The sequence below is a fragment of the Gordonia bronchialis DSM 43247 genome (assembly GCF_000024785.1).
Lineage (GTDB): Bacteria > Actinomycetota > Actinomycetes > Mycobacteriales > Mycobacteriaceae > Gordonia > Gordonia bronchialis.
Genome location: NC_013441.1, coordinates 1,320,403 through 1,344,482, shown reverse-complemented (window position 1 = coordinate 1,344,482; position 24,080 = coordinate 1,320,403). Strand labels below are relative to the sequence as shown.

22 protein-coding genes are annotated in these 24,080 nt (G+C 66.9%); 11 read left to right on the top strand and 11 right to left on the bottom strand.

Annotated elements, in window-relative coordinates; translation table 11 throughout:
• Nucleotides 1–41: 41 nt before the first annotated feature.
• Nucleotides 42–2,540 (bottom strand): HAD-IC family P-type ATPase, encoded by a 2,499-nt coding sequence (locus tag GBRO_RS06325; RefSeq protein ID WP_012833150.1) that lies wholly within the window; start codon nucleotides 2,538–2,540, stop codon nucleotides 42–44.
• Complete coding sequence (locus GBRO_RS06320) at nucleotides 2,537–3,718, bottom strand: MBL fold metallo-hydrolase (protein ID WP_012833149.1); 1,182 nt, start codon at nucleotides 3,716–3,718, stop codon at nucleotides 2,537–2,539. Before GBRO_RS06320 ends, GBRO_RS06325 begins: the two co-directional genes overlap by 4 nt.
• Nucleotides 3,719–3,884: 166 nt before the next feature.
• On the opposite strand from GBRO_RS06320, the gene GBRO_RS06315 reads away from it, so the two are divergent.
• From GBRO_RS06315 to GBRO_RS06305, 3 genes are read left to right on the top strand one after another with little or no spacing between them, the layout of a single operon-like run.
• Nucleotides 3,885–4,502 (top strand): TetR/AcrR family transcriptional regulator, encoded by a 618-nt coding sequence (locus tag GBRO_RS06315; protein ID WP_012833148.1) that lies wholly within the window; start codon nucleotides 3,885–3,887, stop codon nucleotides 4,500–4,502.
• Nucleotides 4,486–5,745 carry an alanine racemase gene (locus GBRO_RS06310; protein WP_012833147.1) on the top strand — a complete coding sequence of 420 codons (1,260 nt, stop codon included), beginning with the start codon at nucleotides 4,486–4,488 and terminating at the stop codon, nucleotides 5,743–5,745. Before GBRO_RS06315 ends, GBRO_RS06310 begins: the two co-directional genes overlap by 17 nt.
• Entirely contained in the window at nucleotides 5,742–7,061 is a 1,320-nt protein-coding gene (locus GBRO_RS06305) for a D-arabinono-1,4-lactone oxidase (protein WP_012833146.1), read from the top strand. The genes GBRO_RS06310 and GBRO_RS06305 overlap by 4 nt, the downstream gene beginning before the upstream one ends.
• Before the next feature lie 67 nt (nucleotides 7,062–7,128).
• Here the strand turns inward: GBRO_RS06305 and GBRO_RS06300 are convergent, their stop codons facing one another.
• Both GBRO_RS06300 and GBRO_RS06295 read right to left on the bottom strand, forming a co-directional pair.
• Complete coding sequence (locus tag GBRO_RS06300; RefSeq protein WP_012833145.1) at nucleotides 7,129–8,919, bottom strand: purine-cytosine permease family protein; 1,791 nt, start codon at nucleotides 8,917–8,919, stop codon at nucleotides 7,129–7,131.
• Nucleotides 8,920–9,050: 131 nt separating this feature from the next.
• Entirely contained in the window at nucleotides 9,051–9,782 is a 732-nt protein-coding gene (locus GBRO_RS06295; RefSeq protein WP_012833144.1) for an enoyl-CoA hydratase, read from the bottom strand.
• Nucleotides 9,783–9,853: 71 nt separating this feature from the next.
• On the opposite strand from GBRO_RS06295, the gene GBRO_RS06290 reads away from it, so the two are divergent.
• The gene (locus GBRO_RS06290; RefSeq protein WP_370452886.1) at nucleotides 9,854–10,948 is read left to right on the top strand and encodes an NAD(P)-binding domain-containing protein; all 1,095 of its coding nucleotides are present in this window, start codon (nucleotides 9,854–9,856) and stop codon (nucleotides 10,946–10,948) included.
• A gap of 91 nt (nucleotides 10,949–11,039) precedes the next feature.
• Here the strand turns inward: GBRO_RS06290 and GBRO_RS06285 are convergent, their stop codons facing one another.
• A complete protein-coding gene (locus GBRO_RS06285) occupies nucleotides 11,040–11,501 on the bottom strand; it encodes a hypothetical protein (protein WP_148223273.1) in 462 nt (153 codons plus the stop codon).
• A gap of 157 nt (nucleotides 11,502–11,658) precedes the next feature.
• Here GBRO_RS06285 and GBRO_RS06280 point away from each other — a divergent pair, with 157 nt between their 5' ends.
• Genes GBRO_RS06280 through GBRO_RS06265 form a run of 4 tightly spaced genes read left to right on the top strand, consistent with a single transcriptional unit; the run spans nucleotide 11,659 to nucleotide 14,733 of the window.
• On the top strand, nucleotides 11,659–11,976 hold the full coding sequence (locus GBRO_RS06280) for a helix-turn-helix transcriptional regulator (RefSeq protein WP_012833141.1): 318 nt from the start codon (nucleotides 11,659–11,661) through the stop codon (nucleotides 11,974–11,976).
• Nucleotides 11,973–12,611: a hypothetical protein gene (locus GBRO_RS06275; RefSeq protein WP_012833140.1), complete on the top strand. Its 639-nt coding sequence runs from the start codon at nucleotides 11,973–11,975 to the stop codon at nucleotides 12,609–12,611. The genes GBRO_RS06280 and GBRO_RS06275 overlap by 4 nt, the downstream gene beginning before the upstream one ends.
• Nucleotides 12,608–13,504, top strand: a complete 897-nt coding sequence (locus GBRO_RS06270; protein WP_012833139.1) for an ABC transporter ATP-binding protein — start codon at nucleotides 12,608–12,610, stop codon at nucleotides 13,502–13,504. Before GBRO_RS06275 ends, GBRO_RS06270 begins: the two co-directional genes overlap by 4 nt.
• Complete coding sequence (locus tag GBRO_RS06265; RefSeq protein ID WP_012833138.1) at nucleotides 13,501–14,733, top strand: ABC transporter permease; 1,233 nt, start codon at nucleotides 13,501–13,503, stop codon at nucleotides 14,731–14,733. Before GBRO_RS06270 ends, GBRO_RS06265 begins: the two co-directional genes overlap by 4 nt.
• A 35-nt stretch (nucleotides 14,734–14,768) precedes the next feature.
• Here GBRO_RS06265 and GBRO_RS06260 read toward each other — a convergent pair whose 3' ends face one another.
• The 4 genes from GBRO_RS06260 to GBRO_RS06245 all read right to left on the bottom strand — a co-directional run bounded on the left by GBRO_RS06260 (nucleotide 14,769) and on the right by GBRO_RS06245 (nucleotide 18,862).
• Nucleotides 14,769–16,073, bottom strand: coding sequence for a cryptochrome/photolyase family protein (locus GBRO_RS06260; protein ID WP_012833137.1), 1,305 nt, complete (start codon nucleotides 16,071–16,073; stop codon nucleotides 14,769–14,771).
• Between the two features lie 6 nt (nucleotides 16,074–16,079).
• Nucleotides 16,080–16,448: an FKBP-type peptidyl-prolyl cis-trans isomerase gene (locus tag GBRO_RS06255; RefSeq protein ID WP_012833136.1), complete on the bottom strand. Its 369-nt coding sequence runs from the start codon at nucleotides 16,446–16,448 to the stop codon at nucleotides 16,080–16,082.
• 82 nt (nucleotides 16,449–16,530) lie between these two features.
• On the bottom strand, nucleotides 16,531–17,853 hold the full coding sequence (locus tag GBRO_RS06250; protein WP_012833135.1) for a citrate synthase: 1,323 nt from the start codon (nucleotides 17,851–17,853) through the stop codon (nucleotides 16,531–16,533).
• A 61-nt stretch (nucleotides 17,854–17,914) separates the two neighbouring features.
• A complete protein-coding gene (locus GBRO_RS06245; protein ID WP_012833134.1) occupies nucleotides 17,915–18,862 on the bottom strand; it encodes a carbohydrate kinase family protein in 948 nt (315 codons plus the stop codon).
• Between the two features lie 55 nt (nucleotides 18,863–18,917).
• On the opposite strand from GBRO_RS06245, the gene GBRO_RS06240 reads away from it, so the two are divergent.
• The 3 genes from GBRO_RS06240 to GBRO_RS06230 are packed head-to-tail and all read left to right on the top strand — an operon-like array spanning nucleotide 18,918 to nucleotide 21,594.
• The gene (locus tag GBRO_RS06240; protein ID WP_012833133.1) at nucleotides 18,918–19,577 is read left to right on the top strand and encodes a 5-oxoprolinase subunit B family protein; all 660 of its coding nucleotides are present in this window, start codon (nucleotides 18,918–18,920) and stop codon (nucleotides 19,575–19,577) included.
• Nucleotides 19,574–20,440, top strand: coding sequence for a 5-oxoprolinase subunit C family protein (locus tag GBRO_RS06235; protein ID WP_012833132.1), 867 nt, complete (start codon nucleotides 19,574–19,576; stop codon nucleotides 20,438–20,440). The genes GBRO_RS06240 and GBRO_RS06235 overlap by 4 nt, the downstream gene beginning before the upstream one ends.
• A gap of 59 nt (nucleotides 20,441–20,499) precedes the next feature.
• Entirely contained in the window at nucleotides 20,500–21,594 is a 1,095-nt protein-coding gene (locus GBRO_RS06230; RefSeq protein ID WP_012833131.1) for an oxygenase MpaB family protein, read from the top strand.
• Nucleotides 21,595–21,602: 8 nt separating this feature from the next.
• Here GBRO_RS06230 and GBRO_RS06225 read toward each other — a convergent pair whose 3' ends face one another.
• Both GBRO_RS06225 and GBRO_RS06220 read right to left on the bottom strand, forming a co-directional pair.
• Nucleotides 21,603–22,673, bottom strand: coding sequence for an isopenicillin N synthase family dioxygenase (locus GBRO_RS06225; protein WP_012833130.1), 1,071 nt, complete (start codon nucleotides 22,671–22,673; stop codon nucleotides 21,603–21,605).
• A 45-nt stretch (nucleotides 22,674–22,718) separates the two neighbouring features.
• Nucleotides 22,719–23,987 carry an MFS transporter gene (locus GBRO_RS06220; protein ID WP_012833129.1) on the bottom strand — a complete coding sequence of 423 codons (1,269 nt, stop codon included), beginning with the start codon at nucleotides 23,985–23,987 and terminating at the stop codon, nucleotides 22,719–22,721.
• Between the last annotated feature and the right edge of the window lie 93 nt (nucleotides 23,988–24,080).

Sequence of the window (24,080 nt, the reverse complement as noted above, 5' to 3'; positions counted from 1 at the left end):
CCTGATCGACGAGCCGGCAATCTCCGGCGGCTCTGTCGAGTCTATCGGTCCGACCTCGTGCCGTGCAGATCGTCGACGTGCGCGGAATGCCGCCGCAGGTCTCGCGCCGCCACCACTCGGGGCACGATGCGCGACACCGCCTCGACCGCCGCGATACCGATCGCCGCGGAAACCAGTGCGACCGAGTTCATCTGCCAATTCGACGAATCGAGTTTGAACAGGTGTTGGGTGAACGGCCAGGCGAAGATGATCACGTATGCACCCGCGGACACCGCGATCAGCACCACCTTCCACCACGTGTACGGCCGCGCGACCACGGCGAGGACATAGACGGCCACCGCGATCAGGGTCATCAACGTGGCCGTCGCCGCCTGAGTCTGTCCCGGTGACAGGTCCACCGCGTCCCCACCCACCTGCACACCGGCACCACCCGGGTTGACCAGCACATACGTGGTGAAGGCGGCCAGCCCGACGATGATGCCGTTCGGCACCGCCATCAGCAGGACGCGACGCACGAAGCCACGCCGCGCGCGTTCGTTGTTGGGTGCGAGGGAGAGCACGAACGCCGGGATGCCGATGGTGAACCATGCCGAGATGGTCACGTGAATAGGCTGGAACGGGTAGCTGAGCGGGTCGGTGCCGGCGATCCGTCCCACGACGCCGCCGATACCGACGAACAGCGCCAACAGCACCGCATACACCGTCTTGGTGAGGAACAGGTTGGACACCCGCTCGATGTTGCCGATCACCCGGCGTCCCTCCCCGACCACATAGGGCAGGGTGGCGAACTTGTTGTCCAGCAACACGATCTGGGCAACCGAACGTGCCGCCGAACTGCCCGACCCCATCGCGACACCGATGTCGGCGTCCTTGAGGGCGAGGACGTCGTTCACGCCGTCGCCGGTCATCGCGACCGTGTTGTCATGGGACTGCAGGGCTTTGACCATCGCGCGTTTCTGGTCCGGGCGCACTCGGCCGAAGGTGATGCCCTTCTCCACCACCTCGGCGAGTTCCTCGGTGTCGGTGGGCAATTCACGCGCGTCCACCGAGGTGTCCGGGGAGCCGAGACCGAGCGACTGGGCGACCGCACCCACCGAGCGGGCGTTGTCACCGGAGATCACCTTCACCGCCACCCGCTGCTCGGCGAAGTACTCGAGGGTGTCGCGGGCGTCGGGACGAACCTTCTGCTCGAGCACCACGAGCGCCACCGCGACGAAGTGACCGGGCACCGCGGCAGCACCCTCGGGCTCGGTGTCCACGGCGACGTCGGTGCGGCCGAGCAGCAGGATACGCAACCCCGTCGCCCCGAGTTCGCCTGCGACCGAGGCGGTCTCACTCGCCGGGTCGAGCAGCACATCGGGGGCACCGATGATCCAGTTGCCCCTCCCGGCACCGGTCTCGTCGTCGCGGAAACTCATTCCGCTCCACTTCTTGGCCGACGTGAACGGTTCCACCGCCGTCGGCGACCAGCGCGGCGTCGTCGGCGCGGCCTCGGCGATGGCGAGCATGCTGGCGTTGGGCCGCGGATCGTGCGCGGCCAGCGCGGCCAGCACCAGCTCCGGCGACACCGGCGGAGCCTGTTCGACGGGCCGGATCTCCGCGAGCCGCATGCCGTTCTCGGTGAGCGTCCCGGTCTTGTCGGCACACACGACGTTGACGCGGGCGAGCCCCTCGATGGCGGGCAGTTCGTTCACCAGGCATTGACGCTGCCCGAGTCGCACGACGCCGACGGCGAAGGCGATGGAGGTCATCAGGACCAGACCTTCGGGCACCATCGGCACCAGCGCGGCCACCATCCCGAGCAGGGCGGCCCGGAGACCGTTCTGGCTGATGAACAACTGATTGACGATCGTCAGGACGCCGGCCGGGATGAGCAGCCAGGTGATGACCCGCAGGATCTGGTCGATCCCCGACCGCAACTCCGAGGACACCAGGGTGAACTTCGACGCTTCGGCGGCCAACTGGGCGGCGTAGGCATCGGCACCCACCTTGGTGGCGCGATACGCGCCACCACCGGCCACCACGAAGCTGCCGGAGAGGACCTGCGCACCGGGATCCTTGTCCACCGGGTCGGCCTCGCCGGTGAGCAGTGATTCGTCGACGTCGAGGGCGACGGCCTCCACCACCTCGCCGTCGACCACGATCTGATCACCCGCGCCGATCTCGATGATGTCGTCGAGCACCACCTCATCCGGAGCGAGTTCACGGACCTCGCCGTCGCGGCGCACCCGCGGACGTGTCTGTCCGACGATGGCGAGTTTGTCCAGGGTTCGTTTGGCGCGGACCTCCTGGATGATGCCGATGCCGCTGTTGGCGACGATGAGCAATCCGAACAGACCGTTGATGAACGACCCGGTGAAGGCGACGATCGCGAAGAGCACACCGAGGATCGCGTTGATCCGGGTGAACACGTTGGCCCGGATGATGTCGGCGACGCTCCGGCCGGAGCGATCGGGCATGGCGTTGACTGCTCCGGCAGCCACCCGCTGGGCGACGTCGTCGGCAGACAGTCCACGCGCGTCGGTTCGCGCTGCCGTCACGCCGAGGCCTCCCACCAACCGGGGTGGCGCAGACCGGTGCCGTCGCGCCGTAGGAGATCGATCGTGCCGCCCGGCTGGGGTACCAGCACCGTCGTCGCGTTGCGCTCGGCGTCAGAAAGCAGGCGGACGATCGGGTCTCCCCACGGGTGCCGCGCCAGATTGAAGGTGCCCCAGTGGATCGGGACCACCACCGCGTCGGCGCCGGCCGATCCCGACAGCATGCGGTGGATCGCCACCGCCTCTTCGGGATTCACGTGCACGTCGGGCCACACCGGGTCGTAGGCGCCGACGGCGATGAGACTCAGATCGAACGGACCGTGCTGGGCACCGAGGTCCTCGAACCGTTCGGTGTAGCCGGTGTCACCGGAGAAGAACACCCGATGCGACGGACCGAGAACCGCCCAGCTCGCCCACTGGGTGAGGTTACGGGCGAGGGATCGACCGGAGAAGTGCCGCGCCGGCCCGCAGACGAATCGCAGTGTCGCCGCGGCGGTGTCCACGGTGATGCTCTGTCCCCAGTCCGCCTGCCTGATGCGCTCGGTGGGGATCCCCCACCGAATGAGGTGTGCCCCCACCCCGATCGGGGTGACGAACACCGCGTCCGGTTGCCGTTCACCGATCGCGACCACCGTCTCCATGTCCAGGTGGTCGTAGTGGTCGTGGCTGATCAGGACGACGTCGACGTCGGGCAGATCGGCCGCCGACACCGGCGACGGGTGCATGCGTGCCGGTCCGACGAGTTCACTCGGGGAGCAACGCATGCTGAACACCGGATCGGTCAGCACCCGGGCGCCGTCGAGGTCGACGAGCGCCGAGGCGTGCCCGAGCCAGGTCACGGCCAGTTCTGCGGGCGCCTCGAAGCGCGGGATCGTCACCATGACGGGGCGGCGGGGGCGTCCCGGACGGCGCAGCATGTCGGCGAAGACCTGGGCGTCGGGTCGGGCCGCGCCCATGGGTTCGGGGTTGCCGAAGGCGCCGCCGACCCGGTTCGGTGACGACTCGACATGCGGCGCGATCTCCGCATGCGTCGCGCCGAGTGCGCGGGCGGGAGCGAGTCCGCTCGCGGCGAGGCGGCCGAGCACCGCTTCGGCTGCGGTTGTTCCTGCGGTGCTGACCCGGCCGAATGCGCGCGTCGCCAGGTCCGCACCGGTCTTACCGGTCATCGACGTCACGTTCACCAACCCTACTGACCGTTCGTCGAATCGTGAGCACGGCTCGCAACACGAGGCCGGTCGTGCAACAGCACTCGATTTGCCCGTTTGCACTGATAAGCTCCCTGAGCACTTGTTCATATGGCATGCGCGGGCCGCATGTGGGCCTAGGGGTAGACGTTCAGTGGCACGGATGTCGGTCGACGAGCGGCGCAGAGCCCTCATCGAATCAGCGTTTCGCGTGATCGCCGATCACGGCGTGGAGGGGGCGACCACGCGGCGTATCTGCGCGCACGCGGGTATGCCGCTGGCAAGTTTTCACTACGCCTTCGAGAGCCGAACGGCGCTGCTCAGCGCGGTGATGGAGACGGCGGTGCCCACCGACATCACCGAGATGCTGCAGTCGGTCATGCACGATTCCGGTGGCGACGACTCCGATCAGAAGCGCCTGGGCATGCAGGAGAACATGGAACGTCAGCTGACGACGTTCTACGACCTCGTGAAAGCCGATCCCGGCCGCACCCAGGCCACCATCTCCCTGGGAATCTATGCGCACAACCATCCGGAGTTGCAGAGCTTCGGCAAGCGTATGTACCAGAAGCAATTCGAGATCGCCTCTGTCGCATTGCAGAGTGCCGCGGAACGGTCCGGTGTGCACTGGCTCGCCCCGGTCGAGACCCTCGGACCGATCGTCATCGCGGGCACCAACTCCATCACCCTGATCTACCTGAGTACCGCCGATGACGAGGTCATCCGCACGGTCATCACCGCGGTGGTGCGCTCCCTGATGACCTATGTTGCCGAGGACTGATCAGCCGAATCCGTTGTGGGCCAGCGATCCTGCTCGATATTGGGCCGGGATCGACGCGGCGGTCCGCGACGCCGGACTCGATGCCCCCGTCCTGGCTCTCGACGTCGACGCACTCGCGCACAACAGCGCTGATCTCGTCGCCCGCGCGAACGGCGTGCCCATCCGGATCGCGTCCAAATCGGTGCGTGTCCGCCACGTCATCGACGAGTTGTCCCGCCGCCGCGGCTTCGGCGGAGTCCTCGCCTACGATCTGGCCGAAGCGATCTGGCTGGCTACGACGTCCGGCATCGACGACGTGCTCGTCGGTTACCCGACGACGCGCCGATCGGCCATCGCCGCTCTCGCCGGTGACGACGAAGCCGCGTCGCGGGTCACCGTGCTCGTCGATTCGGTTGACCAGCTCGATCTGATCGACAGCGTCTGCACACCCGGGCGGCGCGCACCGATCCGCGTCGCCATCGACGTCGACGCCTCCTACCGGTTGCTGCGCGGACGCTTGCACATCGGGGTGCGGCGTTCCCCCGTCCACAGCCGGCGCGATGCCACGGCGCTCGCCCGGATCATCGTGCGGCGGACTGGATTCCGGCTCGTGGGCGTCATGTCCTACGAGGCCCAGGTGGCCGGGATGGCCGACGCCGCGGGTTCGGCGCCACGCAACCGTGCGGTAGGGCTGATGCAGCGCCGGTCGATGGCCGAACTACGCCGACGCCGCGACCGCGTCATCGCCGAGTTGCGGTCACTCGCCGACCTCGAAGTGGTCAATGCCGGTGGGACGGGGTCCATAGAGGACACCGCAGCCGATCCGTCAATCACCGACATCGCGGCGGGCAGCGGACTTTTCGGCGGCCATCTCTTCGACGGATACTCCCGTTTCCGGCCGGCACCGGCGCTCGCTTTCGGCCTGGACGTGGTGCGCCGTCCCGCCGCGGGTATCGTCACCTGCGCCGGCGGCGGATGGATCGCATCGGGACCGCCCGGCGCGGACCGGCTGCCGAAACCGGTGTGGCCGCAAGGGTTGTCGTACCTCAAGGCTGAGGCGGCCGGCGAGGTTCAGACACCGCTGCGCGGTCCGCCTGCCGACCGGCTGCGCGTCGGGGACCGGGTGTGGTTCCGGCACACCAAGTCCGGGGAGGTCTGCGAACGGGCAGACGCGGTCGCCCTGATCGAGCGCGATGACGGCGGCAACCCCCGCGTGCGGGATGTGGTCCCGACCTACCGTGGCGAGGGGAAGTGCTTTCTGTGACTCCGACGAGCGCTGTGCCGTGGCGCAATTGGGGACGCACCCACTCGGCCACCCCACGACAGGTGGTGCGGCCCCACGATGCCGGCGAGGTCGCCGAGCTCATCGCCACCACTCGCCAGCGTGGTGGCACCGTCAAGCCGGTGGGTGCCGGCCACAGCTTCTCCGGCATCGCCGTCCCCGACGACGTACAACTCGACATGTCGGCGATGCGCGGGCTCCTCGGGGTGGACGCCGAGCGTCGCCGGATGACACTGAAAGGCGGAACCCGCCTCTACGAAATCCCGGAACTCCTTGCGCCACATCATCTTGCGATGGCCAATCTGGGTGACGTCGACCGGCAGACGATCACCGGTGCCATCTCCACCGGCACCCACGGCACCGGTGTCGCCTTCGGCGGCATCAGCACCCAGGTGACCGCGGCCACCGTGGTCACCGGCACCGGCGACGTGGTGCGCATCGGCGACGACGACCCCGACCTCGCCGCGGTGGCTCTCGGGCTCGGTGCGCTCGGCGTCGTCGTCGACGTGACATTGGCGTGTGTGGACGCATTTCACCTGCACGCCGAGGAAACCCCCATGTCCGCAGACGACGCCATCGGCGGATTCCTTGACCGGGTACGCTCCTGCGACCACCACGAGTTCTACTGGTTCCCGCACACCGATTGCGCACTGGGCAAGACGAATACAAGGTTGGGCTCGCTCGCCGAGGTGTCCGGCCCCTCCCGGCTCCGGCGCTGGATCGACGACGAACTGTTGAGCAACAAGGTGTTCGGCGTGCTGTGCGAGGCCGGCTCCCGAGTGCCGTCGCTGGTGCCGGCGATCGCCCAGGTGTCCGGCCGGGCGCTGTCCGGCCGCTCGTACACCGATTCCTCCACGCGGGTCTTCGTGTCGTCACGCACCGTGCGGTTCCGGGAGATGGAGTATGCCGTCGATCTCGACGCCGTCCCGTCGGTGCTGCGCGAGATCCGCTCCATGATCGATCGCCACCGGTATCGGGTGAGTTTCCCGGTGGAGGTCCGCGCAGCCGCCTCCGACGACCTGATGCTGTCCACCGCGTCCGGGCGGACCAGCGGCTACATCGCCGTCCATCGTTACCATCGCGACGACCCCGCCGACTCGGACGCCTACTTCGCCGACATCGAAGCCATCATGGCCGAGCATCGCGGCCGTCCGCACTGGGGCAAGATGCACACCCGCGATGCCGACGCCCTGCGCGACCTCTACCCCCGATTCGACGAATTCCGCGCTGTCCGTGACCGTTTCGACCCCGACCGGGTATTCGCCAACGCCTACCTCGATCGCGTTCTCGGCAACTGACCCCTGACCCGAAAATGCCGTGGATCCGTGCCATCTCGTGGCACGGATCCACGGCATATCCCGACGATCAGTCGGTGGGTTCCTTCACCGCCGCCGCGTCCACCGGGATGTCGGACGTCATCGACGCCGACACCGGTTTCTGTGCCGGCAGAACATGTTCCCCGGTCTTGTCGCAGGACAGGGCCAGTGAACTGATGTACTGCTTCTCACCGTTCGGGCCCGGTACCGCCGACGCGATCATGTCCGGTCGCTCGAACTCGATACCCGTGACGCAGCACGTCAGGCGGGCGTCGGTCGGGTTGCCGTGCTCGTCGAACATCGGGATGTCGATACCGTCGTCGGTGCGGCGCAGGTAGTACTTGCCCTTGGTCGCCAGCGCGATGATGGGCGGCAGCACGAGAGCCAGCACCAGCGCGACCAGCGGTGAGTAGGGCTGGATCTCGTCGCCGAAGACGTGGAAGTACACCAGGATCGAAGCACCGGCCGCGACGATGACCGAACCGAAACCGACCGGGTTGACGTTGTAGAGCATCCCGCGGCGGAACTCGGGCACCTTGGGCGAGATCTTGAGCAGGTACTTGTTGATCGCGATGTCGGAGGCCACCGCGACGATCCACGCGATACCGCAGTTGGCGTAGAAGTTCAGCAGTTCGTTGAGGAAGCTGAACATGTCGGCTTCCATCAGCACCACCGCGATCGCGACGTTGAACACCAGGAAGACCAGGCGGCCCGGGTAGGTCTTGGTCACGCGGGTGAAGCTGTTGGTCCAGGCGAGCGAGCCCGAATAGGCGTTGGTGACGTTGATCTTCACCTGGCTGATGACCACCAGGATGACCGCGAGCGTCAGTGCCAGCCAGTGCGGCATGAACTCCTCGTAGACGGCCAGGAACTGGTGCACCGGCTCGTTGGCCACACCTGCGCTCTCGGCGAAGTTCATGATCAGGTACACCGCCAGGAACAGGCCGACGACCTGCTTGATGGCGCCGAAGATGACCCAGCCCGGCCCGGCGGTCAGCACCGCGGTCCACCACCGGCGGCTGTTCTCCGGGGTCTTGGGCGGCATGAAACGCAGATAGTCGATCTGCTCGGCGATCTGGGCGATCAGGGACAGGCAGACACCGGCGGCGAGCATGGTGCCGGCGAACGAGACACCATGTCCCGCTTGGCCATCGGTTCCACCGCTGAACGAGAGGAAATCGCCGATGGCACCCGGATGCCGGAACACCAGATACAGGAACGGGGCGACCATCATGATCAGCCAGAGCGGCGTCGTCCACACCTGCAGCTTGGCCAGCGTGTTCATCCCGTAGATCACCAGCGGGATGATCAGCACCGACGACCCGAGATAGCCCAGCCACAACGGGATGTTGAGCCCGAGTTTGAGACCCTGGGCCATGATCGACCCCTCGAGCGCGAAGAAGATGAAGGTGAACGACGCGAAGATGACGTTGGTCAGGACCGACCCGTAGTAGCCGAATCCGCTTCCGCGCGTGATCAAGTCGAGGTCGATGTTGTACCGGGCCGCGTAGTACGCCAGCGGGTAGCCGGTCAGCATGATGACGATCGCGAAGAACAGGATGCCCCACAGGGCGTTTCCGGTTCCGTTGGCGATACCGATGTTGGCGCCGATCGCGAAGTCCGCGAGGTAGGCGATGCCGCCGAGCGCGGAGATCGCCACCACGCCCGGGCCCCATTTGCGGTAGCTGCGTGGTGCGAATCGGAGCGTGTAATCCTCGAGCGTCTCGCGCGCGGCTGCCGCCGCGGCTCCGGTGCCGATGATGCTGTGTTCCGCGTTCTCGATCTCACCGACGTCCGCGGTGAACTCCGCGACATCGTCGTGGAAGGATTCCTTCGACATACTTCTCCCCTGCTGAATGGCGGGATTGCCTTAGGAGAAGCTAGGAGCGCCAGGTTTCGGTCGGTTGATCGAAATGTTTCGGTGATGAAAACTGATGCAGCATGTCCGTTTTGACCGAAAACCGACGTGTGTCAGGCTCCCACGAATCTCGGCGCGCGACGCTCGGCTCGAGCCGCGCGGCCTTCCTGTAGGTCGGCACTCTCCCAGGCGCGCATCATCGCGGCCAACCGTTCCTCGGGAGCCGCATCGCGCGCCCCGTCGCCGTTGAGCACGAGTTTGTAGTGCTGCAGGGTGAGCGGAGCCAGCGCGGCGATACTCGCCGCCCAGTGCCGGGCGTCGGTGAGGTCGCCGATGCGGTTGGCGAAGCCGAGGGCATGCGCGCGGTCGGCGGTGAGCGGGTCGCAACCGATCAGCATGCCGCGCGCCTGACCAGCCCCGACGAGGGACACGAGCCGTCGGATCGTCCATTCGTCCACAGCCACGCCGATCTTGGCCGCCGGGATCCCGGCGAGTGCGTCCGGCGCCATCACCCGAAGGTCGGCGGCCATCGCCAGCTGCAGTCCGGCACCGAGGGCCGCGCCGTTGAGTGCGGCGATGACCGGCACCGGCGTCGTCTCGATCTGCTGCAGGGTCGCGACGAGCAGGTCGAGGAAGGACTTGTCGTAGACGGGTCCGGACAGGTCTGCCCCGGCCGAGAAGACGTGTCCCCGGCCGGTGAGCACGATGGCGCGAGCGCCCTGCTCGACGGCCGTCGCGAACGCCTCCGACAGTCCCGTGACCATGGATTCATCGAGAGCATTGCGCTTGTCGACCCGGTCCAACTCGATCGTGACGACAGCATCTTCTGTACTGGAGTGAATCACACGCGGAAGCCTACCGACCCCGACGTGGAAAAGTGGGCGGTGTGGACCACACGCGACCCTCGTCGAACCCATTGATCGACTCCCACAGCGACATCCTGGTGATCGGCGGAGGTCAGGCTGGGCTCTCGGTGGCGTACTTCCTGCACCGATTCGGCCTCGGCGACCGCTATCAGATCCTGGACCACTATGCCCACCCCGGCGGGGCCTGGCAGCATCGGTGGCCGACGCTGACCCTGGCCGCGGCCAACCGTGTCCACGACCTGCCCGGCCACGGCCTCGTCGAGGCACTCGGCGTCGACTGCGATGCGTTCCCGGCACGCACCGCCGTACCGGAGTACTTCGGGAAGTACGAAGACAAGTTCGTGCTGCGTGTTCGGCGTCCGGTGCACGTGCGGTCGGTCCGTCGCGACGGTGCGGGTTTTCGCACCGAGCTGCGCGACGGGTCGGCGGTGACGTCGCGCCTGATCATCAACGCGACCGGCACCTGGGATCGCCCCTTCATCCCGCACATCCCCGGTATCGGCGACTTCGGCGGCCGCCAGTTGCACACCCACGATTACCGCGGGCCCGACGATTTCGCCGGCGCGCGGGTGCTGGTGGTCGGGGCCGGGATATCGGCGATTCAGCTGCTCATCGAGATCGCCCGCAATGCCCCAGGCGTGCAGACCTTTTGGTGTTCGCGGACGGAGCCCGTCTTCACCGAGCAGCCGTTCACCCCGGAGCAGGGGCGCGAGGCGGTGGCCCGAGTGGAGCGTCGTGTCCGGGCCGGGTTGCCGCCCACCTCAGTGGTGTCGGTGACCGGGCTGGCGCTGACGCCCGCGATCGCCGCCGCACGCGACGACGGCCTGCTCGACTGGCGACCCATGTTCACCCGGATCACCGAGACCGGGGTGTGCTGGGACTGCGACGATCACCACCGTCCGCTCGACGTCGACGTCATCTTCTGGAACACCGGATTCCGCAGCGCCCTCGACCATCTCGCGCCGCTGCACCTGCGCGCCCCCGGCGGCGGCATCACCATGACGGGTCGGCTGGCCACCGTCGTCGAGGCCGATCCGCGTATCCAGCTCCTCGGCTACGGGCCGTCGGCGTCGACCATCGGTGCCAACCGCGCGGGACGCGAGGCCGCGCGCGTCGCCCGCGACCTCCTCGACGCCCCTCGTTGATCGTGCTACCGAACACGTTCACCGTGCAGGCACGACCAACGGAATTGCCCGCACGGCCAACGGAATTGGGCGCACGATGAACGAGTGGGTGTCAGCTGACGCGGAACTCCTTCGCGCACTGACCATTCGTGATGCCGGGACCGATGCTCGATCGGTTGTCGACGTTGATCACGACGTTCACGCGACCCTTCGCGGTGTTCTGCTCCGGAACGGTCAGGACGGTCTCGGGGCCGACGACCCGTTTGCTGACCGTCCCGACGCCGCTGCGACCGGTGTCGAGATTGGCCCAGGTCACCGAGAGCGCCTGCTGGTAGCCGAGAATGGACATCGAGTTGGTCTTGAGCGTGAATGTCACCTTTCCGGCCGCGTTACGCGTCGCCGATGCCGCCGCCGACGCCTGGATCGCGAACAGATTCGGGTTGGCGTAGGTGAATGAACACAACGGCGTGGTCGTGTCGGCGTTCGCCGGGGCCGCGGCCACCGCCGGCAGGACGGCAGCTCCGATTCCGACGGCCGATGCGGCGATGGCGGTGCGGGTGATGATCTTCTTCACGGGCGTTCCCTTCGTCTGCGGTGGGTGCACACGGGTGGTCTGCGTCACATACGACTCATCGATCCGGATCGCCGGTTTGTTAACGACGCAAACCATACTTACTCGATATTCTCGCGAAGACTTGACAGAACGTTGTGTTTTCACAACACTTCGATATGTGAGTCCGGTACGACGTGGGGAGAAGCTCCCGATCTTCAACCGCATCGCGGTCCTCCGCGCAGAGCGGCGGATGTCGCGAGCTGAGCTGGCCGCACTGGTGGGCATCAACGTCCAGTCGGTTGGCGCGCTGGAGCGCGGCGACAACTACCCCAGCCTCGACCTGGCCTTCCGCATTTGCGCGGTCTTCGATCTCCCCGTCGAAGCCGTGTTCAGCCGGACCGAGTTCGGCGCGATGTCGGCCGAGCTCTACCGACGCAACACCCCCACAGCAGACCAGAAGATCGCAGAGACCATCGACAACGGAGGTGTGCGATGAGGGACCCCAACATCGCGATTCCCGAGGAGTCCACGCCCGCACTGTGGCGACGCTACGACGAGTGGCGCGGACAGCGATATCAACGATTCAACGAGCAGCACGCGCACAGGCTCATCGGCTGGCGGAACCGCCGCGGCTATCGACGTCTGGTGGTGCTACTCGCCCTGATGCTCGCGATCCTGCTGGCGTCGACCATCATGGCGTTCGCCCTTCCAGGGTGGTTCTTCATCCCCTTCGTCGCTGGACTGCTCGGCGTGATGGCGGCACTCTATCTGCTACGGATCGCGACCGGCTCCATCGCCGACTCGCCGGTGTCGGCGCTCGACGAGATCCAACTGGCACAACGCAATTCGGCACGCTCAATCGGCCTGTTCGTGATGTTCACCCTGATGTTCATCCCCTACCTCATCCTGATCGTCATCAGTGCCGGAAGAGACCAGGTCGCAGGCGATCTCGTGTACGGCACCGCTGTGCTACTGGTCGCGCTGCTACTCACCGCGATGTGCGTCCCGACGATGCTCGTCGCCTGGTGGATGGACGACCCGGACCCCGAAGACCTCGCTCTCCCCCAGAGCCGCTCTTCCCAGAGCCAACCTCCCGAGCGTAAACCGCACGACAAGGAGACCATTGTATGAGCGCCCCGCTGATCGTCGACGGACTACACAAACGCTACGGTGACCTGATCGCACTGTCGGACATGACGTTTCACGTCGAGGCTGGTGAGATCTTCGGGTTCGTCGGCAGCAACGGCGCAGGCAAGTCCACCACCATGCGAATCATTCTCGGGGTGCTGGCCGCCGATGCCGGGGAGGTCCGGCTCGGTGACCGGCGTATCGATCTCACCTTGCGCAGGCGCATCGGCTACATGCCGGAGGAGCGCGGCCTCTACCCCAAGATGAAGGTCGGCGACCAACTCGTGTTCCTCGCTCGCCTACACGGCATGTCGAGCGCACAGGCCGCACATGCGGCGCGACGCTGGACCGATCGTCTCGGGGTGAGCGCGCGGCTCGACGACAACGTCGGCGACCTCAGCCTCGGCAACCAGCAGCGGGTCCAGCTGGCTGCTGCCCTCGTCCACGACCCCTATGTCCTGGTCCTCGACGAGCCGTTCTCCGGCCTCGATCCCGTGGCCGTCGACGTCATGAGCGACGTCCTCAAAGAGAAAGCCGCCGAAGGCATCCCGGTCATCTTCTCCTCACATCAGCTCGATCTGGTCCAGCGGCTGTGCGACCGTGTCGGCATCGTCGCCAAAGGGCAGATGCGCGCACTCGGGGCCGTAGACGCCCTGCGCGGACGCGAGGGCGTGACGCTCGAGGTGTCCGGACCGTCGTCGGACACCCGGTGGGCCGACGGCCTGCCCGGCGTGATCGACGTCGACTACGGCGATCCCACCGTGCTGCGAATCGATCCGCAGGCCGTCGACGACCAGCAGATCCTCGCGGCTGCACTGCATCACGGACCCGTTCACCGGTTCGCCATGTCCGCCCCGTCCCTGACCGACCTGTTCCGAGAGGTGGTCACCGCATGACCCCCACCATCACCCCGCCCGACAGCATGACCCCGACAGACAGGGGCGCCGGCACCTTCCCGTCGATCTGGCTCATCGCTCAGCGTGAGATCGTGACACGGGTACGCACCAAGTCATTCATCGCGACCACCGCGATCCTCATGGTCGTCATCGTCGTCGGCCTCATCGTGTGGTCGATCTTCGGCGGCGGCGGGCCCTCCAAGGAACGAGTCGGGCTGGTGGGCAACGACTCTGCCCTGTCGTCGACGATGCAGCAGATCGGTGAGGCGAGCGGCACCCCGATCACGGTCGTCACGATCGCCGATCAACAGCAGGCGCGCGACCGGGTCAACTCCGACGACCTCGACGCGGCCGTCATCGCCGGTCCCGATTCGACATACGTTCTGATCAGCAAGGACGGACTGTCAGAAACACTGTCCGGAGTGCTACGCGGTGCGATCGGGCAGACCGAACTCGCGAAGGGTCTCGCCGCACGCAACGTCGACGTGACGGCACTGCCCCAGGCGGCCATCACCACCACCGAGACCGACCCCACCGACTCCGATGTGGGACAACGGATTGTGGTGGCCATCGTCGGATCGATGCTGCTCATCGCGGCAATCATGATGGGCGGCAACATGATCGCCGTCGGCGTCGTCGAGGAGAAGACGTCCCGGATCGTCGAACTACTGCTTGCCACCATCAAACCGCTACATCTGATGTGGGGCAAGATCATCGGGATCGGCGTGGTCGCACTCGGCCAGATGGTGCTACTCGGACTCACCGCGTTGATCGCCGGCCTCGCCACGGGAATGCTGACCATCGCCGGCACGGCGATCGGGATGTTCGCCGCGGTCCTGCTGTGGTTCCTGCTCGGCTTCGTCTTCTTCGCCACGCTGTACGCGGCGGCCGGGGCGATGGTGTCCCGACAAGAAGAGATCGGCTCCACCATCACGCCATTGACCATCCTGTCCCTGGCCGTGATGTACTCCGGCATCTTCGGCATCCAGGCGCTCGATTCCACACTGGTGCAGACACTTACCTGGATTCCACCGTTCAGCGCAGTACTCATGCCGATCCGGATGGCCACCGGCGACACCGACCCGCTGCAGATCGCCGTGACACTGATCCTCATGATCGTCGCCTGCGCCGCGGCAACCTGGTTTGCCTCACGGATCTACGAACGTTCCATCCTGCGCACCGGCACACGGGTCCAGTGGGGTGAAGTATTGCGGCTCGGGTCGCGCTGAGCCGCGCCCCACGCCCGCTGGTTGAGCAGAAGGGACTACAACGCCCGATAACGCCGCAACGCCTCTTCCCGTTCGGCCTTGTGGTCGACGATGGGTTGCGGATAGTCGTCGGTGCCGTATTCGGGAATCCAGCGTCGGATGTACTCGCCGTCCGGGTCGAACTTGTCGGCCTGGGTTGTGGGATTGAAGACCCGGAAGTACGGGGCCGCATCGGTTCCGGTGCCGGCGGCCCACTGCCAGCCGTGCTGATTCGACGCCATGTCGCCGTCGACGAGCTGGTCGAGGAACCAGCGGGCGCCCCACCACCATGGCAGATGCAGGTCTTTCACCAGGAACGACGCCGTGATCATCCGCACCCGGTTGTGCATGAAGCCGATTGCCGCGAGTTGACGCATACCGGCGTCGACGATGGGGAACCCGGTGCGTCCCGCACGCCAGGCGTCGAAGCGTGCGTATGCCTGTTTGTCGGTGTCGAGGTCGATGTCGTCGAAGCCGCGATTCCAGTTGTGCCAGGCGCTCTCCGGCCAGTGATAGAGGACGTCGGCGTAGAAGTCACGGAAGGCCAGTTCACGCAGATAGGCCGCGGCAGAAGGGTTTCGGAAGTCCAGGTCGGCGGCCATGGTGCGCGGGTGGATGTTGCCGAATTTGAGGTACGCCGACATCCGGCTACTCACGTCCAGATCGGGCCGGTTGCGCCCGGATTCGTAGTCGTCGAGGTCGTCGACGACAAACTCCGACCAGCGCTCCCGCGCAGCTTCCTCACCGGCAGGCAGGTCGAGCTTCACCGGTGCGGCCGGTATCCGGATGCGACCCGAGCGACGGATGTCCCCGGGGTCCAGCGCATTCAGGTCCTCGGCCGCGGTCGACGCCGGCTTTCGCCAGCCGTGATCGCACCACTGCCGGAAATAGGGCGTGAACACCTTGTAGGGATCGCCGTCGGATTTGGTGATCCGTCCCGGCGACACCAGGTAGGGCGAGCCCACCGACTCGAGTGGAATCTCACCGAGCGCCTCGGCGACCGCCGCATCGCGACGACGCCCGAACGGCGAGAAGTCTTCACTCACATGGACGGAACCAGCATCGACGGCCGACGCCAATCGCGGGATCTCGACGTCGGGCCGCCCGCTGACCACCAGCAGCCGACCGCCGAGCTTGGTGTCGAGTTCACGCAGCGAGTCGAACAGGAACGCCAGACGTCGCTCGCCCGAGGATTTCTCCAACCGGGGGTCGACGACAAAGCAGACCAGCACCCGGCCGTTCGCTGCCGCCGCGGACAGCGGCGGAAGATCGCCCAGACGCAGATCGCGTCTGAGCCAGAGGATCGACGCCGGGTCGGCGATGAGGTTTTACCCCACGCCCAGCAGGTCGATGACGAACACCAGTGTGCGGCCCGAAAGCCGGTGCCCCGCACCCGAGGGACCGTAGGCGAGCTCCGGTGGGACGGTCAGCTGACGACGACCGCCGACCTTCATGCCGGGGATGCCCTCCTGCCAGCCCGGGATGAGCCGGTCGAGCGGGAAATTGGCGGATTGTCCACGATCCCAGGAGGAGTCGAACTCTTCGCCGGATTCGTAGTCGACACCCACGTAGTGGACGTCGACGATGCCACCGCGCTGGGCCTCATCGCCGTCGCCGACCACCAGGTCCTTGATCGTCAGTTCCGACGGCGCCGGGCCTTCCTGGAACTCGATTTCGGGCTTCTCGGTGCTGGTCATTGGACTCTCCTTTGAGTCGTTCGATCAGGGGCAGACGGGCGAACCGCAGACTGACGGACCGCAGACAGGCGGACCGCTGGGGTCAGCGATCACCCATCGAGACATAGTCACGCTCGGTGTATCCGGTGTAGAGCTGACGCGGGCGACCGATCTTGCCGCTCGGGTCCTCGTGCATCTCCCGCCAGTGCGCGATCCAGCCGGGCAGACGGCCCAGCGCGAACAGCACGGTGAACATCCGCGTCGGGAAGCCCATCGCGCGGTAGATAACGCCGGTGTAGAAGTCGACGTTCGGGTAGAGCTTGCGCTCGATGAAGTAATCGTCGCTCAGCGCGACCTCTTCCAGGCCCTTCGCGATGTCGAGCAGATCGTCCTGCACGCCAAGGGATTCCAGGATCGTGTCGGCGGTCTTCTTCACGATGGCCGCGCGCGGATCGTAGTTCTTGTACACGCGGTGACCGAAGCCCATCAGCTTGACGCCGGCTTCCTTGTTCTTGACCTTGGTCATGAACTCCTTGGTGTCACCACCGGAGGCCTTGATCTCGTCGAGCATCTCCAGCACCGCCTGGTTGGCGCCGCCGTGCAGCGGGCCCCACAGCGCGTTGATGCCGCCGGAGATGGAGGTGAACAGGTTGGCCTGCGAGGAGCCCACCAGGCGCACCGTGGACGTCGAACAGTTCTGCTCGTGGTCGGCGTGCAGGATGAACAGCATGTCGAGGGCCTTGGCGACCTCGGGATTGACCTCGTAGGGCTCGGCGGGGAAGCCGAAGGTCATCCGGAGGAAGTTCTCCACCAGGCTCAGCGAGTTGTCCGGGTACAGGAACGGCTGGCCGGCCGACTTCTTGTACGCATAGGCCGCGATGGTGGGCAGCTTCGCGAGCAGGCGGATGGTGGACAGCTCGACCTGCTCGGGGTCCTTGGGATCGAGCGAATCCTGGTAGTAGGCGCTCAGCGCGTTCACGGCGCTGGAGAGCACCGGCATCGGGTGCGCGTTACGCGGGAAACCGTCGAAGAAGCGTTTGAGGTCCTCGTGCAGCAGCGTGTGCCGCCGGATCTTGTCGGTGAAATCCTCGAGCTGCGACGGCGTCGGGAGCTCCCCGTAGATCAGCAGATAGCTCACCTCGATGAAGGTGGACTTCTCGGCGAGCTGCTCGATCGGGATGCCCCGGTAGCGCAGGATGCCCTCGTCGCCGTCGATGTAGGTGATGGCCGACTTGGTGGACGCGGTGTTGACGAAGCCACCGTCGAAGGTCGTCAGTCCGGTTTCGGCGAGGAATTTGCCGAGCGCAACCGAGTCACTTCCCTCGGTGGCCTTCAGGATCGGGAGCTCCAGCTGTCCACCGGGGTAGGTGAAGGTTGCTGAGGCTGTGTCGGACGCCTGGTCGGCTGGGACTGTTTCAGCAGACACACGAACCCCTTTACTCAGGTCAGAGTTGGCTGATGTCCGGGTGGGACATGCACGTACAAACCTAGTCGCTCTCGAGCTCGCCCGCCCACGGAGGGTCGGCACCGGCCCGCGTGACGGCCACCGCGGCCACCTGAACTGCACGTTCGGCGACTCCTCGCCACTGGTCGGGGCCCAGGTCGGCGACCGCGGCGGCCGAGAGTGCGCCGAGACGGTCGAGGCCGTTGAGCAGTCCACCCATGATGGAGTCGCCCGCGCCGATGGTGTCCACCACCTCGACGGACGGCGCCGGCACCCGGACGATGTCCGACGCGGTGGTCACGGTGACGCCCGAGGCGCCCGCCGTACCGATGACCGCGGTGACGCCGTCGGCGATCCAGTCGGCCGGGGTGCTGCCGTCGTCACCGTCGGCGAGGAAGGCGGCGTCCTCGTCGGACAGTTTTACCACATCCACATCCCGCATCCACGCCCGGTACCTGCGCCGATAGGCATCGGGATCGGCGATGACGGCGGGCCGGACGTTGGGATCGAGCAGCACCAGCCGGCCGTCGGTGTGCGCGCGGCGCAGCAGGTCCTCGTACACCGACGCGCCGGGCTCGAGGACCAGGGACAGCGTTCCGAAGCAGACCGCGGCCACGGTGGAGGGCAGTGGGCCGGGGTCGGTGACGGCCCGGTCGGCGGTGCCCTCGACGTAGAACGAGTACCCCGCCGCGCCGTCGGGACCGATGGTGGCCAGCGCGAGTGAGGTGGGTTCGCTGCGGCGCTGCACCAGGGCGGTCCCCACTCCGCTGGCCTGCAGGGCGTCGACGATGGCGCCGCCGTAGGTGTCGGTCGACACCGCGGAGAGAAACGAGACCGCACTGCCGAGCCGGCCGAGGGTGACCGCGACGTTGAACGGTCCGCCACCGACAGCCGGGCGTAGCGGCGGGAGCGGACGACCCGACCCGGGCGTCACGGCGGCGGTGGCGACCACATCCACCAGCGACTCACCGCAGACGACGATCTCTCTCATCGGACCATCACAATGGCCAGTCTGCCATCGCGGATGGGCCGGTAGGCTCCCATTTATGCGCGAGTTGCCCGCCGGACACGATGCGGTGATGCTCGACTTCTCCGCGGATGCCGACCCGACGACGTCGGTGTTGGCCGCCGCAGCGGCGTTGCGCGCGTCGATCCGGGCCGGCGGCCTGTCCGCGGTGACCGACGTGATCCCCAGTGCGCACACGGTTCTGGTGCAGTCTGCGCCCGGCACCGGTATCGACGTCCTCGGTATCCACCGCGCCCTGAAAGCGTCGACAGATGACCCCGCAGGCGCGAAATCCACCACGCAGGTGGAGATCCCGGTGATCTACGACGGCGCCGACCTCGACGACGTCGCCGGCCTGCTCGGCGTCGACGCCGACGAGGTGTGCCGACGACACCGTGATACTCGGTGGCGGGTCCAATTCATGGGATTCGCACCAGGTTTCGGCTATCTGGTGCCCGACGACGAGGACTCGGATCCGTTCGGCGGGGTGGGCCGGCGCGACGAGCCCCGGACCCGGGTTCCGGCCGGTGCGGTGGCGATCGCCGCCGGGTACAGCGCGGTTTACCCCCGCGAGAGTCCGGGCGGCTGGTATCTGTTGGGGCACACCACGATCGGCCTGTGGGACGAGGACGCCACCCCGCCGGCCCTGTTGGCGCCGGGCACCGTCGTCCGGTTCGTGGATGCGAACGGCGCATCATGACCATCACCATCCGCGAAACCGGCCCCCTGGCGACCGTTCAGGATCTCGGCCGGCCGGGTTATGCACATCTGGGCGTGCCGGGCTCCGGGGCCGCCGATCGGGGCGCGATGATGCTCGCCAATCGCCTTGTGGGCAACACGGTTTCGGCAGCGACCATCGAATGCACCCTCGGCGGGCTGACCCTGACCACCGACACCGATGTACTGATGGCGGTCACCGGCGCGGATACGGTGGTGCGCGTCGACGGCACACCGGTGGGTGTCGCGGCCGCGGTAGCGCTGCGGGCGGGATCCGAACTGAGCGTCGACGCCCCGAGTTGGGGATGCCGCAACTACGTCGCCGTCCGGGGTGGCGTCGACGTGCCGCCGGTCCTCGGCTCCCGGTCGACCGACGTGCTGTCCGGCCTGGGGCCGGCGGCATTGTCGGCGGGTGACCGTCTCCACGTCGGCGACGACGCGCAGGATTGGCCGGAGGTGTCCTCGGCTCCCCCGGACACCGACCACCCGCGGATCGTCGTGCTGGATTGTTCACCCGGCCCCCGACGCGATCTGGTGGCCGACGCGTCGGTGCTCTACGGCGGCGTCTGGGAGGTGACCGCGCACAGCAACCGGGTCGGCGTCCGGTTGGATCGCCCGGCCGGCGGCTCTGGCCTGCTCGAACACCGAGATGACGCCGGTGAACTCCGCTCGGAGGGGATCGCGCACGGCTCGGTCCAGATCCCACCGAACGGCCGGCCGGTCGTCTTCCTCGCCGATCACCCGGTGACCGGGGGGTATCCGGTCATTGCCGTGCTCGACGCTCCTTCGCTGGATGCGGCCGCTGCGCTGGTGGCCGGCATGTCGGTCCGGTTCCGCGATCGCTGACCGCTCGTCGACGCCATCGTTCATTGACACCAATTGAGACGGAACCTAGACTTCGTCTCATGACCGGCGTGCTGAACGACCCTGCGGACACCTGCCCGATCCATCCCGCCGGGGTCGATGCGGTTGAATCGGAGGGCACCACGACCGCCACCGAATGCCCGCACGACGCCACCGGCGCCAAGAACACCGTCGAGTACGCACCACTGGGGCCGGATTCGCTCACCTGGCAGATCTGGGGCACCTGGACCGGCATGTTCCAGGGCCTGTGGGCGGGGTCGATGCAGAACATGCACCCCAAACTCGGTGCGGCGGTCTGGGATCACTCCGACTTCTTCGGCGAACGCTGGCAACGACTCATGCGGTCGCTCTACCCGATCAGCGGCGTCGTTTTCGACAGCGTGGCCGGTGCGCAGACCGGTCTCGAGGTGCGGGACTACCACCGCGAGATCAAGGGCACCATGCCCGACGGATCGCGTTACCACGCACTGGATCCCGACGTCTTCTACTGGGCGCACGCCACCTTCTGGTACGGCAACGTCCGGCTCTGTGAGCACTTCGGCCCGTGGCTGACCGAGGACCAGGGACGCCAGCTGTTCGAGGAGTCCAAGGCCTGGTATGCCCAGTACGGCGTGAGCATGCGGCCCGTCCCCGACACCTACGAGGACTTCCTCGAGTACTGGGACTACATGTGCCGCAACGTCCTTCGCGATCACGAGTCGGTTCGGGTGGTTCTCGACATCTCGCTGCTGCCGCCTCCCCCGTTCCTGTCGTTCATCCCGGAACGGTTTTGGCACAAGTACATGGCTCCCACCAATCAGCGCTTCTTCACCTGGCTGACCACCGGTTTCTACGACGAGCCGATCCGCGAGCTGATGGGCCTGCCGTGGAGTGAGAAGGATGAGCGCCGCTTCCGCCTGCTGGGTCGCGTGGTGAATCTGGTGATGCACCGGATCACTCCGAAACGCTATCTGCGCCACCCACGTCCGCGAGATGCGTGGGACCGGGTGGCGGGCCGCGTGGCCAAGGACGCGCCCCTGGTGGAGACGCCGACGCGCAACCTGCCGCCGGAATCCGAACGCGACAACCCGATGCACTACTGTCCGGTCGGCGCGGCTCGTCGAGCCACCTATCCCGGGCGGGTCAGCGAGCGCTGAGCCCGTCCCTACTGCTGCCCCAACCCCTGCCGCATCGCTCGCTGCACCCGCGCGGCTTCCCGCTTCGCATACGGGTTCGCCTGTCCGGCACGCGATCCCGCGAGTTTGGCACCGATGTGTTCGCCGACGGTGATCGGCGAGTACCGGCTTCCGGCGCCGACGCAGGACGGCAGCGTCGAGATGGTCGCGTCGATGTTGCCATCGTGGAAGTAGGCCGCGGAGCGTCGGCGTTCGATGGTGCCGTCGACGATCGGGGGTTTGACGCGGTGCAGCGTGGACATCCAGCGCTCGTTGGTCCAGCGGGCCATCAGGTCGCCGAGATTGATCAGCAGGGCGCCCTCGGCCGGGGCGACGTCCTGCCACCGGCCGTCGGGGTCGAGGACCTGCAGGCCACGCACCTGATCGGCCCAGAGCACCGTGACGATGCCGTAGTCGGTGTGCTCCCCCATGCCGGTGAGTTCACCTTCGAGTTCCACCTCACCGGGCGGAAGCGCGTAGTTGTTCATCCGCAACACGTCGAGTGAGTGATCGGTGTAGCCGTCGAAAAAGTCCGGCGGAAGGTCGAGCGCGTCGGCGAAGATGCGGGTCAGGGTGTGCGCGACGCGTCGGGCCTCGACGAAGTATGCCGAGACGGCGGCCTGGAAGTGATCGACCTGCGGCCAGGTGTTTGCGGCGTATTGGTCCTCGGGAAGTTGGAGATCCGGGTACTCCCCGGCCTCGACGCCGACGTTGAAGGCCTCGAAGAAATCGTTCATCCCCGCGGCCGATTGCAGACCCAGGCTCAGCGACAGCGACTCCGACTTCGGCGGGGCGTAACCACGGTTGATCTCCGGCGGGGTCCGATAGGCCTTCTTGGCCTCCAGTGGCAGCGCGAAGAAGTCGTCCATCACGGCGGTGAATTCCTCGATCACCGCGGACGGGATCTGGTGTCCGACGATCTGGATGAAGCCCACCGAGCTCGCCGCGTCGTCGATCTGGGCAGCGACGACCGCACGTTCAGCGGCGTCGCCACCTGTCGTGTAGGCGCTGATGTCGACGACGGGGATCCGGAATCCGGTGGCTGCCCTCATGCGCTCCATGGTGACACCGAATCGGTGAACGCGCTGATCAGCGGGGGCGCCGGGTCAGCGCGCCTGGCCCACCCGGTAGCGGACGAAGGCTGGGATGAGAAGTGCCGCAACGATTGTCAGGACCACCACACCGATGCCGCCGAACGTGGTGGTGACGGCGACACCGAAGGAGGCGGCGGCCGCGCCATGCGCGACGTCGGCGATCCGGGGTCCGCCGGCGACGACGACGATGAACACACCCTGCAGCCGGCCGCGCACCTCGTCGTTGGCGGCGGCGAGCAGGATCGACTGCCGGAACGCCGCCGACGCCATGTCGGCCGCACCGCCGATCATCAACAGCACCAGGGTGACCGGCAGCATGGGGATGGCCGACCCGCCCGCGAAGCCGACAGCGATTCCGGCGCCGGTGATGGCCAGGCCCCACACAAGGATGCACACGATGACGGCGAGTCCCTGGCGCTGCACCCGGGTCACCCACCCGGAGAAGATGCCGCCGACCACCGCACCCGCGGAAATCGCGGTGAACAGCAGCGCGAACGCCCAGCCGCCTTCGGAGGGGCCGCCGAAGTTCTCGTGCGCCATCTGCGGGAACAGGGCGCGCGGCATGCCGAAGATCATTGCGATGAGGTCCACCAGGAACGACGCCATCAGGATCTTGTGGGCGCCGAGGTAGCGCAGACCGTCGATCACCGATCGCAGCCCGGCCACCCGGGGCGCGTTCTCGCTGTCCGGCCGCAGCGCCGGGAGCCGGATCACCGCCCACAGAGTCGGGATGAGGAAGATCGTGTCGACGAAGTACAACAGCGAGTACCCGAGGATCGGGATCAGCGCACCACCGACGAGGGGCCCCGCGATCGCACCGGCCTGCATCACCGTCATGTTGAGCGATAGGGCCGCCGGCAGCTCACGATCCTCGAGCAGCCGCGGCAGCACCGCGGTGCGCGTCGGCTGGTTGACCGCGAAGAACGCCTGCTGAATCGCGAACAGCGACAAGATGATCCAGACATTTCGGACACCGAGGGCGGACTGCCCCCAGAACAGGCCGCTGCACACGACCAAGCCGATCGTGGTGATGATGAGCAAAGTGCGACGGTCGACGACGTCGGCGAGCGCACCACCCCACAGCCCGAAGACCACCAGCGGCACCAGCCCGAACACACCGGTCAATCCCACATATGCGGAGCTTCCGGTCATCGCATAGATCTGCGCGGGCACCGCGACGATGGTGAGCTGGGCGCCGATGACAGTGATGATGTTCGCCGTCCAGAGGCGCCGGAAGAACGGATTCTGCAGCGGCGTGGTGTCCGCGAGGAGTCGGCGCACCAGGGAAGTTTAGCTGTGCACAGGAACGTGTGGCCGAGGCCCTCGGGCCGGTGCTCAGCCTGTCCAGAAAGGTCACCGCTGAGCGGGTCGACC

Coding starts and splice junctions, on each gene's coding strand:
- GBRO_RS06315 (WP_012833148.1), top strand. CDS start 3,885: ATGTCGGTCGACGAGCGGCGCAGAGCCCTCATCGAATCAGCGTTTCGC.
- GBRO_RS06310 (WP_012833147.1), top strand. CDS start 4,486: ATGTTGCCGAGGACTGATCAGCCGAATCCGTTGTGGGCCAGCGATCCT.
- GBRO_RS06300 (WP_012833145.1), bottom strand. CDS start 8,919: ATGTCGAAGGAATCCTTCCACGACGATGTCGCGGAGTTCACCGCGGAC.
- GBRO_RS06275 (WP_012833140.1), top strand. CDS start 11,973: ATGAGGGACCCCAACATCGCGATTCCCGAGGAGTCCACGCCCGCACTG.
- GBRO_RS06270 (WP_012833139.1), top strand. CDS start 12,608: ATGAGCGCCCCGCTGATCGTCGACGGACTACACAAACGCTACGGTGAC.
- GBRO_RS06265 (WP_012833138.1), top strand. CDS start 13,501: ATGACCCCCACCATCACCCCGCCCGACAGCATGACCCCGACAGACAGG.
- GBRO_RS06255 (WP_012833136.1), bottom strand. CDS start 16,448: ATGACCAGCACCGAGAAGCCCGAAATCGAGTTCCAGGAAGGCCCGGCG.
- GBRO_RS06245 (WP_012833134.1), bottom strand. CDS start 18,862: ATGAGAGAGATCGTCGTCTGCGGTGAGTCGCTGGTGGATGTGGTCGCC.
- GBRO_RS06240 (WP_012833133.1), top strand. CDS start 18,918: ATGCGCGAGTTGCCCGCCGGACACGATGCGGTGATGCTCGACTTCTCC.
- GBRO_RS06235 (WP_012833132.1), top strand. CDS start 19,574: ATGACCATCACCATCCGCGAAACCGGCCCCCTGGCGACCGTTCAGGAT.
- GBRO_RS06230 (WP_012833131.1), top strand. CDS start 20,500: ATGACCGGCGTGCTGAACGACCCTGCGGACACCTGCCCGATCCATCCC.
- GBRO_RS06225 (WP_012833130.1), bottom strand. CDS start 22,673: ATGGAGCGCATGAGGGCAGCCACCGGATTCCGGATCCCCGTCGTCGAC.